The sequence below is a fragment of the Marinobacter santoriniensis NKSG1 genome, assembly GCF_000347775.1.
GTDB lineage: Bacteria > Pseudomonadota > Gammaproteobacteria > Pseudomonadales > Oleiphilaceae > Marinobacter > Marinobacter santoriniensis.
Genome location: NZ_APAT01000022.1, coordinates 200,141 through 213,882, shown reverse-complemented (window position 1 = coordinate 213,882; position 13,742 = coordinate 200,141). Strand labels below are relative to the sequence as shown.

The window sequence follows — 13,742 nt, the reverse complement described above, 5'->3', positions numbered from 1 at the left end:
TCAGATCGCGATCAGGGGCCGCTGGGTTTCCGGAATCAGGGGGAACTGTTTGCAGACCGTGTAGACGAAGCGTGCGAGCGCCGGCAGGTGATGACCAACGATGGGGATGCCGGTGTTGAGCAGGCTGACCGAAATATCCCGTGCAGGGTCGGCCCAGCACATCTTGTTGATCAGGCCGATGTGGCCAAAAGCATACCGGCTCTGGGGCCCCCACAGGCCGACGGGGTTACCACCGAGCATCAGGCCGGCGCTGAAGCGCATCGGAATCATCATGGTCCGGTCGATCTGCAGGGAGCCAAACTGCTGGATAGCCCGCTTGACGGTAATTTCCCGGCATATCCGCTTGCCGTTCCAGACGCCACCATTGAGCATCATCTGGAAAAACCGGCCCATTTCTTCCGCCGTGCCGCAGAGATTGCCAGCGGGAATCACCGCCTCCTGGAATCGAGGGTCGTTGGTCACCTGTTCAACGGTCTTGATATCCCCGCCGAGAGCCCGGTTCACGACCCATGAGACCGGAAAGACCGGTCGCGGGCCGGTGGCATAGTTGGTCGCCAGCTCGGTGAGATGTTCGGGGGCAATCCCGTAGGTAAACCACTTCATACCCATCGGTTTGCGCAGATGCTCGTCGATATAGGCTTCAATACTGGCCCCGGTCACTTTCTCCAGCACCCGCTGCAGCACAAAGCCCCCGGTGATGGCGTGATAGGCCACCTTGGCACCATCGACCTCTACCGGCCTGGCCCCGCACAGGATTCGCCAGATTTCGTCCCGATCCCAGAGCACATCGATGGGCGTCTCCCGTGGAATGGCCGGAATACCGCCTCGATGGGAAAGAATCTGGTGAACGGTGATGGTCCGCTTGCCATGACTGGCAAATTCCGGGCAGTAATAGGAGACCGGATCCATCAGGTTGACCAGCCCCTGCTCGGACAGCATGTGCATCAGCAGGCCGGTCACCGCCTTGGACGCCGAGAAATAGCAAATCGGGGTATCTGTGGTCATCGGTACCTTCGGGGTATCGGGCCCATCCTCCGGGCCGTTGCCCCGGGTATGGCCGATCGCCCGGTGCAAGACCTGATGGCCACGGTGACGTACCGACAACTGGATACCAGGGTGGACCCCCGTCCGGTACAACGCTTCGACGCTGCGCCAGACGGCTTCAACGGAGGACGGCGACACGCCTGCCGCGCCTGGATTTTCGCCATCCGGATCCCGGAAGGTGACGCTGGCAAGGTCTTTGGGCACTTCGAAGGTGTGCAGGGTACGACGGGTAATCGACTTCATATTATCGTTTATCGTTGTTCGAGGCTGAAGGTTCGAGTGTGTCGGTGGTTTCCTCCGCTGACATTGGCCGAACTGCCATGACGACCCGATTGCGCCCTTCGGTCTTGGCGCTGTACATGGCCCGGTCAGCCGCGGCACAAAGCCGGGCCGGATCGATTCCGTGTTCGGGGTACACTGCAACCCCGACGCTGATCGTCAACCGGACGCTTTCGCCATTGTCGAGGCTAATGCGAGTATCACCGACCTTCTGACGCAATCGCTCCGCCGTTTCCTGCGCCTCACGGACATCCATTTCGGGCAGGATAATGACGAACTCTTCTCCGCCGAAGCGACCCACAATATCGACACTGCGAACGCTTTCCGACAACAACTGACTGGTGGAAACCAGCACCCGGTCACCGGCAGCATGACCATGGGTATCGTTGATCTCCTTGAAGTGATCGAAATCGATCCAGAGCACGGCCATGGACCGGCCATAACGCTTTGCCCGTTTCACTTCCTCATCCAACAGGCGCGTCGTTTCCCTCCGGTTGAACAGGCCGGTCAGCGGATCCCGGATGGCAAGCTCCTCAAGCTCGTCTTCCAGCGCCTTCCGATCCGAAATATCCAGAACGATACCTTCGAGCACCAGCTCGCCGCCGTCATCCTCAACTCCGCGCCCGCGCTCCCAAACCCAGATTTCCCGGCCATCCTTACGGATCAGGGGATATTCCAGAGAAAAGGGCTCTTCTTTTTCCAGGGCTGCCTGGACATCGCCAGTTAACTGTTCATTGATGTCTTCGCCGGCAATCAGGTCGGCAAAGGGTACGCTGCGATTGTTCACCAGCTCTTCTGGCCGGTATCCCGTCAGCCGCTCACAACCCTGGGAGACAAACAGCATGGTCCAGTACTCGTCAAAGCGGCACCGATAGGCCATGCCCGGGAGATTATCCATGAGGACGGACAGCTGACGTTCACGTTTCCGGAGTGCCTGTCTTTGATTATGCTGCAACCTCAGAAGCTTTCGATCCTTGTTGAGCTGGCGAAGCGTAACCGCGAACAGAACCGCGCCGGTCAGCAACACAAACAGAAAGCCTTTCCAGGTCTGAACGACGGTAAGGGCGTCGGAAGCCGGAAACCAATGCTCAACCAGACGATCCGAGAAGGCGACCCAGACGGTGCCAAACAAGACGTAAATAAATGCTGCCCAGAGTGCGCGACGGACGGGGCCGCGCTGGTCGCTCAAACGGCGAACACGCCGCTTGTCGACATCGAATGAAGCCATGGATACCCTTTACCCGGAATTCGGTCCTGTTCCCTATAGCAAAATAGCCCTGCCCGCGCTTCAAGTCGAGAGCCGGGAAGTCAAGCATCGTAAAAAGGAGCCCTCATGACACCCGGGATCAACACCGCGAAGCGGGCAAAGGTCAGCCACCATATCCACGAATACCAGCACGATCCAAACAGTGAGAGTTATGGCGAGGAAGCCGCGGAGAAACTGGGGGTCCCGGCGCAGCAGGTATTCAAAACCCTGGTGGTGACCCTGGACGGCAAGGAGCTGGTTGTGGCCGTTCTGCCGGTCAGTGCCATGCTCAGCATGAAGCTGGTGGCCAAGGCCGCCAGTGGCAAGAAGGCCGCCATGGCTGATCGGAAAGACGTCGAGAAGGCGACCGGCTATGTGCTTGGCGGCGTCAGTCCGCTGGGTCAGAAAAAACGGCTGCGCACGGTGATCGACGCGTCGGCGCGGTCTTTTCCAACCATTTACGTCAGTGCCGGGCGGCGTGGACTGGAAATCGAGCTGGCCCCGGACGATCTGCTGGCGCTCACCGGCGGGCAATATGCGCCGCTGCAACAGGAATAACGGCCTCCAGCGTAGGCATAAAAAAACCGGAGGCCCCTCGGGCACTCCGGTTTTTCGCCTCTGACAGGTAAGGCCTGACCAGATCACTTCACAGACGCACGGGCATCCTCGAGGATCTTGTTGAGGGTCTCACTTGGCTGCATGACATGGCAGACCTTTTCCATCGGCGGGTGGTAGTAGCCACCGATATCGGCGGGATGGCCCTGAACCACAGTCATTTCTTCCAGGATCTTGTCCTTGTTCTCTTCCAGCTGCTTGGACAGCTTGGTAAAGAACTCCTTGAGCTCCTTGTCGTCGTCCTGCTTCGACAGCTCTTCGGCCCAGTAGCGTGCCAGGTGGAAGTGGGAGCCACGGTTGTCCAGCTCGCCGGTGACGCGGGACGGAGACTGGTTGTTTTCCAGCAGGCGCTCGGTGGCCTTGTCCAGGGTCTGACCCAGCAGGCGGGCACGCTCGTTGTGCTGCTTCTCGCCCAGTTCGTCCAGGGAAACCGCCGTCGCCAGGAACTCACCCAGTGAATCCCACCGCAGGTGGTTTTCCTGAATCAGCTGCTGAACGTGCTTGGGCGCAGACCCCCCCGCACCGGTTTCGTAGAGGCCACCGCCATTGAGCAGCGGCACGATGGACAGCATTTTCGCACTGGTACCCAGCTCCAGGATCGGGAACAGGTCGGTGAGGTAGTCACGCAGGACGTTACCGGTAACAGAGATGGTGTCCAGACCGCGGATCAGACGCTCCATGGTCCAGCGGATGGCACGAACCGGAGACATGATGCGGATATCCAGACCTTCGGTATCGTGCTCCTTGAGGTACATCTCGACTTTCTTGATCAGCTGTGCGTCGTGGGCACGCTCGTCGTCCAGCCAGAACACGGCCGGCATACCAGTAGCGCGGGCGCGGCTGACGGCCAGCTTGACCCAGTCACGGATCGGCAGATCCTTGGTCTGGCAGGCACGCCAGATATCGCCCTGCTCGACGTTGTGCTCGGTGAGGACGGTGCCGTCCTCGGCGACCACACGAACAACGCCGTCTTCCTTGATTTCGAAGGTCTTGTCGTGGGAACCGTATTCTTCCGCCTTCTGGGCCATCAGGCCGACGTTGGGCACGGTACCCATGGTGGTCGGATCGAACGCACCGTGGGTCTTACAGAAATTGATGACTTCCTGGTAGATCGTAGCGTACGTGGACTCCGGCATGACCGCCTTGGTGTCCTTCAGTTTACCGTCACGGGCCCACATCTTGCCGGAGTTGCGGATCATGGCCGGCATGGAGGCATCGACAATGACGTCACTGGGAACGTGCAGGTTGGTGATGCCCTTGACCGAATCCACCATCGCGATTTCCGGACGGTGCTCGTAGCAGGCATGCAGGGCTTCCTGGATTTCTTCCTGCTTGGACTCCGGCAACTGCTTGATCTTCTCGACGACCGAGGAAAGACCGTTGTTCGGGTTGACGCCGATCTCTTCGAACAGGTCGCCGTACTTGTCGAACAGCTCCTTGAAGAAGACCTTCACCGCGTGACCGAATACGATCGGGTGGGAGATCTTCATCATGGTGGCTTTCACGTGCAGGGAGAACATGACGCCGGTGTTCTCGCAGTCCGCAATAGCGTCCTCGAAGAATTTCACCAGCGCTTTCTTGCTCATGAACATGCCGTCCAGCACTTCGCCTTCCTGCAGCGGCAGTTCGGATTTCAGAACGGTCTGCTCGCCCTTCTTGTTCTCGAACACGATGCGTGCATTGGTGGCCTTGTCCAGGGTGACAGACTGCTCACTGGAGTAGAAATCGCCACCGCGCATGTGCGCGACGTGGGTCCGGGAAGCCGGGCTCCACTCACCCATGGTGTGCGGGTACTTGCGGGCGAACGCCTTGACCGCGGCGGGCGCACGACGATCGGAGTTGCCTTCCCGCAGAACCGGGTTAACGGCACTGCCCAGGACCTTGCTGTAGCGTGCGTGGACTTCTTTCTCTTCGTCGGTCTCAGGATGCTCCTTGTACTCGGGGAGCTTGTAGCCCTGCTCGTTCAACTCTTTGATGGCCGCACGAAGCTGGGGAATGGACGCAGAAATGTTCGGAAGCTTGATGATGTTCGCGTCCGGGTCCTTGGTGTACTCACCCAATTCAGCCAGGGCATCCGGAACGCGCTGATCTTCCTCAAGGTAATCCGGAAACGCCGCCAGAATACGCGCCGCGAGAGAAATGTCGCTGGTTTCAAATTCAATGCCAGCCGGCTTGGAGAAGGTTTCCAGGATGGGAAGCAGGGACCGCGTGGCGAGAGCAGGTGCCTCGTCGGTCAGTGTGTAGACAATCTTGGCTTTGGATGATGTCATTTTCGTCCTCAGGCTATTGGGTGGATTCAGGACGGTCATTGCCGGGCCCGGGGTCTTTTGGACAGGGGGCCTGCGCCATGACTGATTCAGGAACTTTTGATAGGGCTACTAAGATACCATTTTTTCGTAATTCTTGGTTACGATCTTAGTATAAGAACGGACTAAAAATGCCGGATCTTCGGTTACAGGACGATGAAATGGCAGGAATTTACGAAAGTTTCTAACATTTTGAATTTTTTAGTCTGGGAGTATCGCAGTGGTGTGACCGCGGCCCAAAACCCGCTCAAGCCCGTCCATGGGGCGCTTGAGCTCCGCCATCCCTGGCTCCGCACAGTTTTGGGCCGCGGCCACACCACCGCTCTTCAGACGGTTTCGTCATCCTCCCGGACTGTGAAAAGAAACGGCGTATTGCGACCTTATATTGTCAACAATTTGCCGCCTCAGGCTGCCACAGGGCCTCAACCTTCCGGCAACAGTTTGGCGTCAGCCAATCGTTCCCGGATATGGTCCAGAGCTTCCGGATTCCCCAAGGCATCCCTGTTATCGGCTTTCTTGGAACCGTTGATCAGTCGGGCGACCGCCAATTCCACTTTCTTGCCACTGCGGGTGTAGGGAATGTCCGGCACCTCGACAATGTGTTTGGGCACGTGTCGGGGGCTGGCGCCCTCGCGGATGCGGGTGCGGAGTTGTTTGAGCAGGTCCGGGGTAAGATCCTGACCGTCGGCGGGCACCACCAGCAGGACGACTTCGACGTCGCCGTCGATCTGGCGCCCGACCACGAGGCTGTCTTTGACCTCGGCGACGGTTTCCACCTGTCGGTAGATTTCCGCAGTGCCGATACGGACGCCGCCCGGGTTCAGGGTGGCATCGGAGCGCCCATAGATGATGGCGCCAGCGTGCTCGGTGAACTCGATGAAGTCACCGTGGGCCCAGACGCCGGGGAAAGTGTTGAAGTAGGCATCGCGGTAGCGTTCACCCTCGGGGTCATCCCAGAAGCTGACCGGCATGGACGGCAGGGGCTGGCGGCAGACCAGTTCGCCCCGGCCCTCGCTCACTGGCTTGCCGTCATCACCGTAGGCGACGGCATCCACGCCGAGGAAACGGCACTGGATTTCGCCCCGGCGAACCGGCAACAGGGGACAGGCCCCTACGAAGCAGCCACAAATGTCAGTGCCACCGGCGATGGAACCCAGCAGTACGTCGGGGGAGCCATCGGTGTAGATCCAGTCGTAGTCTTCCGGCAGCAGCGGCGAACCGGTGGAGAACACGACGCGAAGGTCGCTCTGGTCCAGGGTCTTTGCTGGCTGGATACCCGCTTTCCGGCATCCGGCGATAAAGCGCGCGCTGGTGCCGAAGTGGGTGACCTTTTCCTGCGCCACGGTCTCCCAGAGGAAGCTCAGGTTCGGGTAACCGGGTGAACCATCCACGGTAATAACGGCAGCGCCGGTCATCAGCGCGGAGGCCTGCCAGTTCCACATCATCCAGCCGCAGGTGGTGAAATACAGGAAGCGGTCTTCCGGTCCGACATCCCCATGCAGCATCAGCTCCTTGGCGTGGTTGACCAGAAGACCGGCATTACCATGGACAATGCACTTGGGTTTTCCGGTGGTACCGGAGGAGTAGAGGATGTAGACGGGATGGTCCGGCGGCAGAGGGGTGAACGATGGGGCGTTACCCCGACCAAGGGCAAGCGCGTCGTCCCAGGTGGTTACCAGATTGCCCGGAACAGGGTCTTCGTCGGGAAGCTGCGCCACACTGACAACAGCCTTCAGTGACGGCAGGCCGGCAATGAGATCCGCGAAGTCGTCCTGGCGGGCAAACACCTTGCCCCCGTATCCGTAACCATTCACCACGATCAGCGCCGACGGTTCGATCTGACCGAAGCGGTCGTTGATCGCACCGATGCCGAAATCCGGTGACGCGGAACTCCAGATCGCACCCAGGCTGGTAGCCGCCAGCATGCCCACCATGGCCTCGTAGCCGTTGGTGACGACGCCGGCCACCCGGTCACCCTGCTGGATACCCTTGCTGCGCAGGAAAGCCTCCAGGGCACCGGCATCGGCCTTCAGCTCAGCGTAGGTTTTCCGGAGGACCGGCCGGGTTTCGCAGTAGGCCACGATCGCTTCACGATCGGCGTGATCCCCGTCCGCCAACCGCAACAGGTTGGCGGCAAAGTTCAGCTTCATACCCGGGAACCACTCGGCACCCGGCATATCACGCTTACCCAGCACCCGCTCAGCCGGGGTGTCACAGACCAGGCCACAGTAATCCCAGACTTTCTGCCAGAAGGTCTCCAGGTCATCAATGGACCACTGGTGCAACGCGTGATAGTCCGGGAAAGGGCCAAATCCCTGCTGTTCAAGCCATGCCTTGAACTCGCCCATCCGGGAATGAGTGAGTGTGTCTTCCGAGGGCGACCAGACCACCGGCGATTGTTCAGTCTTGCTCATCCGTTTCTCCTGATTCTTACTGCATATGCCATCCGTGACTGACCACGATGGACTGTCCAGTCAATGCGGCAGAGGGGAACGCGGCCAGGTGAACGGCCAGTTCCGCCACGTCTTCGAGGGTCGTGAACTCACCGTCCACGGTGTTTTTAAGCATGACCTTGCTGATCACTTCCTCTTCAGAAATGCCGAGCTCCTTCGCCTGCTCCGGGATCTGTTTGTCCACCAGGGGCGTGCGAACGAAGCCCGGACAGATGATGTTACTGCGCACGCCATGTTCGGCGCCTTCCTTGGCGACGGCCCGGCAGAGGCCAAGCATGCCGTGCTTGGCGGCAACATAGGGGGATTTCAGGGGCGAGGCTTCCAGCGAATGCACCGATCCCATATAGAGCATGCTGCCACCACCGCTTTCGTACATGTGGCGGAGCGCGGCCCGGGTCACCAGGAAGGCGCCGTCCAGATGCACGCTCATGACCTTGCTCCAGTCCGAGAAAGCCAGCTTGTGCACCGGATCAATATGCTGGATGCCCGCGTTGGCGAGGGCAATGTCCAGTCCACCCCATTGTTCCACCACCGCTTCGACACCCTGGTCCACCTGGTTTTCATTGGTGACATCCATGGCCACCGCCATGGCGGTACCTCCGGCTTGCTCGATGGCCGCCACAGTCTCCTGTGCACTATCGAGGGTCAGGTCGGCGACCGCCACCTTTGCCCCTTCCCGGCCGTAGGCTTCGGCGATGGCGCGGCCAATGCCGCGGCCGGCTCCGGTAATCAGGGCAATCCGGTTCTCTAGACGCATCGTCAGTCTCTCCTTAGTTGGCAGCAATGCTCGGCAGCCAGGTCGCAATACTCGGTATCAGGAACACAATAGCCAGGGCTGCCAGCTGTATGAGGATGTAGGGCACCACGCCACGGTAAATATCCGTCACCTTGATTTCCGGAGGCGCCACACCCTTGATGTAGAAGAGGGCAAAGCCGACCGGAGGCGTGAGGAAAGAGGTCTGCAGGCACATGGCGAACAGGATGGTGAACCACACCAGGTCAAACCCGAGATGCTGCACCACCGGCGCAACCAGGGGCAGGATGATCAAGGTAATTTCCACCCAGTCCAGGAAGAACCCCAGCAGGAAAACCGCGAACAGGATGGTCAGGATCACGCCGTCCGGACCGAAGGGCAGACCCAGCAGGGCATCCTTGATCACAACATCGCCGCCCAGGCCACGCAGCACCACGGAGAACGCCGTTGCGCCCAGGAAAATGGCAAAGATGAAGGCCGACGTCCGGGTCGTCTGATACAGGGAAGAGCGGAGTACCTCCAGGTTCAGTCGACGGGCCGCCAGTGCCAGTATCAGGGCACCCAGGGCACCAACACCAGACGCTTCCGTCGGCGTGGCAATGCCGGCGAAAATGGAACCGAGGACACCGAGAATCAGCGCTGCCGTCGGCAACACCGCCTTGAAGACTTCCCATACCAGCCCCCAGCTGACCTTCTCGATTCCCTCGGGAACCGGCGCCACCTTGGGCTGAAGGAAGGGGCGGATCAACGCATAGGCGACATACATGGTGCCGAGCAGCAACCCGGGCAGGAACGCGCCCATGAACAGGTCGCCCACCGAGGCCTCGGGAACCGCCAGACGATCGGCCATCAGAACCAGCATGATCGACGGGGGAATCAGAATGCCCAGGGTGCCCGTGGCACAGGCGGTACCCACGGCAAAGCCCTTGTCGTATTTACTCTGCAACATGACCGGTAATGACAGCATGCCCAGCAGAACCACCGACGCACCGATGATGCCGGTGGTCGCCGCCAGCAGAACACCAATCACAATCACCGTAACTGCAAAACCGCCACGGACATTACCGAAAAGCTTGACCATACTGGTCATCAGACGCTCAGCGACGCCGGACTGATCCAGCATGATGCCCATGAATATGAACATGGGTAGGGCCACAAGGGTGGGACTTTCAACAATGCTCCATATCCGTTCCGGCACCAGGCCCATGGAGGAGGGATAATCAAACCACAGGCTGGCCCCGAACTGATCCACGGCCACCACACCGATGACGGTCCAGATCACCGCCGTACCACCCAGTACCCAGGCAACGGGATAACCGGTCAACAACAGCACGCCGAACGTCGCGAACATGCCGATTACAAACAGGGTTTCGAGCTCCATCAGGACACATCCTCTTTCTTCGCGTTGTCGGACTGGACCCTGATGGGCCGGGGGAGACCAAACAGCAGGGCGGTCACTTTCAGAAGCCGGGAGACTGCCGCCATAGCAATGAGCATGAAGGCCAGGGCAAGCACTGCTTTCAGAACCCAACGATTGGAAAGACCGGCCGGGGCCTGACTGGTTTCGCCAACGTTATAGGCATTGATGGCGTAGGGCACCATCTCGTAGATGGCCAGCCCCAGGAAAGGCAGCAACAGGACCAGCAGGCCGAACAGTTCAACCCAGCCCTGGGTTCTGAGCGAAAACCGCTCGTGCAGCACATCGACCCGGACATGATCATCGACCACCAATGTATAAGCCATGCCCAGCAGCCAGCCGGCACCCGCAAAATGCCATTCCAGTTCTTCGAGCAGGACCGATCCATGGCCAAAGGCATAGCGGCCAACGACCGCGTAGATAATAAACCCGGTCACGATGACCCAGGCCCAGGACGCTCCTTTTCCGATTGCCGTCAGCAGGCCATCGATCCACTGACTGAGGCGGGTCGTGGGGAGCTCCGTGTGATGATGCAGAAATTCATCCGGATCGTCGATCGACGCCCGGGGGTTTTGCGGTGAGCCCTGATCAGACACCGTCATGGGGGAATACCTCGCTCAGAAAGCCGTTGGTGTGAAACACGGATGGCCCCGAAGGGCCATCCGTAGTGGTTCATGACGCCGAAGCTCCGTCCGGCGTTGGGAATTGGCTATCCGATCAATCCATATCCGCCGGCAGGTAAGCCCGCTGATCCCAAATCTTGTAGGTCTTCATGAACTCCTGCTGGCTCTCGTAGACTTTCTTGAAGTCTGCGTCCTTGGCCGCTTCTTCCTTCAGAACCTCCTGGGTAACGGACTTCAGCTTCTCCAGTACTTCGCGGGGAATCTGGTCCGCGTGAACACCTTCTGCCTGGAAGCCGGCCAGTACCTTACCGTTCTTGTACTCGCCTTCGGCCAGGCCGCGGGTAGTCGCTGCAGTACAGGATGCTTCAACCAGCGCCTTCTGGGCTTTCGTGGCTTTCGCCCATTCGTCGTTGTTGATCAGCATGTACTGGGCAGTGAACGGCTGGTGCCAACCCGGGAACAGGTTGTACTTGACGATCTGGTCAAAGCCGAGAATCTGGTCAATCGCGGGCATGGAGAATTCGGTGGCGTCGATGGTGCCTTTCTCAAGCGCCTGGTAAAGCTCGCCGCCCGGCATCATGGTAACGGACGCACCCAGTTTCTCGAGAACCTTGCCACCCAGACCGGCGAAACGGATCTTCATCCCCTTGTAGTCATCCAGGGATGTAATCTTGTTCTTGTACCAGCCTGCTGTCTCTGGCCCAATGATGCCGCACAGCTGCGCATGGACGTTGTAGCCTTTGTTGGCGTAGACGTCCTGGAGCATCTGCTCGCCACCACCGTAGTAATACCATCCGATGTAGGCCCAGGGCTTCATGCCGAAAGGCACGGCAGCGAATAGGGGAACAGCCGGAACCTTACCCTGGTCGTAACCGATCCAGGTGTAACCGGCGGCGACTTTGCCGTCAGATACGGAATCGAGAATATCGAACGGCGGAACCAGCTTGCCCGGCTCGTAGACGCGGACCTGGATGCTGCCGTCGGAAGCGGTGGTCAGGTTATCGGCAACCCAGGCAGCGGGGGAACCCAGGCCCGGGAGATTGGTGGAAAAGGCAACTGGCATTTTCCAGCGGAGGTTGTCTGCAAACGCGGAACCGGTGGTAATCGCGAGCGCACCGGCAATGACGGTGGCGGCCTTGAGCAGTTTCATCAATGATTCTCCTGGCATTGTTCTTGTATACGCCCGATGCAGAGAGAGGCATTCGGGTCTGTGTTTGGCCAGACAACGCAGGGAACGACACTGACAGGGGTCATTGGGTCCAACAGGGTTTCGTCAATATTGTATCTGCGTTGTTCTGACGTCCTGCATCTCACATGCAGCAGACATCGTGCCATCGATTGAAAACGCTTTCAAAACAGAAGGTTAGAAAATTACAGGCATTTCTGGAAAGGCGCAAACGTCCGGAAAACCGGACGCTCTAATACCCTGGTCGTAGGTAATTGTTCGGATATCAGGACATCTGTCCGGAAATCAGGACATCTTTGCAAGTTTCTCATAGAGAACGGATCGGGACACTCCCAGGAGTTTCGCCGCCCGGGTACGATTTCCGCGGGTAGCGACCAGGGCCTCTTCGATGGCCTGAGCCTCGGCGTCGGCAATGGTCTGGGCAAGCGGGCGGACGGGGCGGGGGGTGTTGGTGGACATCAGCCGGACGCTACTCCTGGGCAGAACCCGGAAAATTGCATCGGCGTCCAGGACACCGCCATCCTCACTCATGGTCAGGGCGCGCTCCAGGACATTTCGCAACTCCCGGATGTTGCCGGGCCAATCGTAACTGGAGAGGGCTGCCACGCCGGCGTCATTGATCTCACCTCGCAGATCCAGGCCGTCGCAGATTTCCTCCAGCAAACCCTCGCACAGCACACCAAGGTCCGCCATCCGGTCACGCAACGGGGGAATCGCGATCTCGAGGACGTTCAGCCGGTAATACAGATCGGAGCGGAATTCACCGTCGGCGATCATGGTTTCCAGGTTTCGGCTGGTAGCGGCGATCACCCGGACATCGACAGACACAACCTTGTTCGATCCGAGCGGTTCGATTTCGCCCTCCTGCAGCGCCCGCAGGAGTTTGGCCTGAAGCGGCAAGGGCATGTCGCCGACTTCGTCCAGGAAGAGCGTACCGCCGTTGGCCAAGTGAAACTTGCCCTCCCGGGTCCGCCGGTCAGCACCGGTGTAGGCACCCGGTGCCACACCAAAAAACTCGGCTTCCAGCAGGTTATCGGGAATGGCGGCCACATTCACACCAACAAAGGGCTTTTCGGCACGAACGGACACCGAATGAATCGCCTGGGCGAGGACTTCTTTCCCCGTGCCCGTCTCACCCAGCAGCAGAACCGGCATATCCCGACCCGCCGCCAGCCGGGCCCGGCGCTTGACCTCAAGCGCGGCGGGGCTGGCGCCGACAAAATCACCCAGACTGTACCGGGTGCCACGCGTTTTCCGGGCCAGCGCCTTGCGCGCGGCAGCGAGGTCCTGGTGCAATCGCCGGAACTTGCTCACCAACGGTGTCAGTGGCTGCAGGTCATCGTAAAGCACAAAGGCCACCGCACCGACAATGTTGCCCTCGTCGTCGTAGAAAGGCAGGCGCGTGACCACCAGCTGTTGCTCATTGTGCTCCATGATGTCCAATAACAGCGGCTTGCCGGTTTCCACCACCTCCGGCATGCGGGTGTGCGGAATGACCTGGCGAACCGGCCGACCCATGGCTTCGGTCGGATCCTTCAGCCCCAGGAGCTGGGAATAACTGTGATTGATCCAGGTAATCCGGGCTTCCCGGTCCACCGCAATGGCACCGGCGCTGGCTTCCTCGAACATGGGGAACAGGGCTTCAATCAGCTCACGGGTCAACCCGCTCCGGTTTGTCTTGCCAAAAAACTGCGTCATGTAGCCTGTACCATCGCCCTGGAGGTCCGACATCAGAAAAACTCCGGCACCCGAACGTGCGGGTGCGTTGACGAAAGTATATGGGGCCCCCGCAATGGGGGCAAACCGCTCATCCCGGGCG

General features: G+C 59.6%; 10 protein-coding genes. 1 reads left to right on the top strand and 9 read right to left on the bottom strand.

Going from position 1 to position 13,742, the window contains the following annotated elements; genetic code table 11:
• The gene (locus MSNKSG1_RS15070; RefSeq protein ID WP_008940152.1) at positions 1-1,287 is read right to left on the bottom strand and encodes a serine hydrolase domain-containing protein; all 1,287 of its coding nucleotides are present in this window, start codon (positions 1,285-1,287) and stop codon (positions 1-3) included.
• 1 nt (position 1,288) lies between these two features.
• Entirely contained in the window at positions 1,289-2,551 is a 1,263-nt protein-coding gene (locus MSNKSG1_RS15065) for a sensor domain-containing diguanylate cyclase (RefSeq protein WP_008940151.1), read from the bottom strand.
• 105 nt (positions 2,552-2,656) lie between these two features.
• Here MSNKSG1_RS15065 and ybaK point away from each other — a divergent pair, with 105 nt between their 5' ends.
• A complete protein-coding gene (gene ybaK, locus MSNKSG1_RS15060) occupies positions 2,657-3,127 on the top strand; it encodes a Cys-tRNA(Pro) deacylase (RefSeq protein ID WP_008940150.1) in 471 nt (156 codons plus the stop codon).
• Positions 3,128-3,210: 83 nt separating this feature from the next.
• On the opposite strand, the gene MSNKSG1_RS15055 is transcribed toward ybaK, so the two are convergent.
• The 7 genes from MSNKSG1_RS15055 to MSNKSG1_RS15025 all read right to left on the bottom strand — a co-directional run bounded on the left by MSNKSG1_RS15055 (position 3,211) and on the right by MSNKSG1_RS15025 (position 13,654).
• A complete protein-coding gene (locus tag MSNKSG1_RS15055; RefSeq protein ID WP_008940149.1) occupies positions 3,211-5,454 on the bottom strand; it encodes an NADP-dependent isocitrate dehydrogenase in 2,244 nt (747 codons plus the stop codon).
• 458 nt (positions 5,455-5,912) lie between these two features.
• Complete coding sequence (locus tag MSNKSG1_RS15050; protein ID WP_008940148.1) at positions 5,913-7,904, bottom strand: acetoacetate--CoA ligase; 1,992 nt, start codon at positions 7,902-7,904, stop codon at positions 5,913-5,915.
• A 16-nt stretch (positions 7,905-7,920) separates the two neighbouring features.
• Entirely contained in the window at positions 7,921-8,700 is a 780-nt protein-coding gene (locus MSNKSG1_RS15045) for a 3-hydroxybutyrate dehydrogenase (protein ID WP_008940147.1), read from the bottom strand.
• A 13-nt stretch (positions 8,701-8,713) separates the two neighbouring features.
• The gene (locus tag MSNKSG1_RS15040) at positions 8,714-10,078 is read right to left on the bottom strand and encodes a TRAP transporter large permease (RefSeq protein ID WP_008940146.1); all 1,365 of its coding nucleotides are present in this window, start codon (positions 10,076-10,078) and stop codon (positions 8,714-8,716) included.
• Entirely contained in the window at positions 10,078-10,716 is a 639-nt protein-coding gene (locus tag MSNKSG1_RS15035) for a TRAP transporter small permease subunit (protein ID WP_008940145.1), read from the bottom strand. Before MSNKSG1_RS15035 ends, MSNKSG1_RS15040 begins: the two co-directional genes overlap by 1 nt.
• Positions 10,717-10,831: 115 nt before the next feature.
• The gene (locus MSNKSG1_RS15030; RefSeq protein WP_008940144.1) at positions 10,832-11,887 is read right to left on the bottom strand and encodes a TRAP transporter substrate-binding protein; all 1,056 of its coding nucleotides are present in this window, start codon (positions 11,885-11,887) and stop codon (positions 10,832-10,834) included.
• A 321-nt stretch (positions 11,888-12,208) separates the two neighbouring features.
• Positions 12,209-13,654, bottom strand: coding sequence for a sigma-54 interaction domain-containing protein (locus MSNKSG1_RS15025; protein WP_008940143.1), 1,446 nt, complete (start codon positions 13,652-13,654; stop codon positions 12,209-12,211).
• Positions 13,655-13,742: the final 88 nt, after the last annotated feature.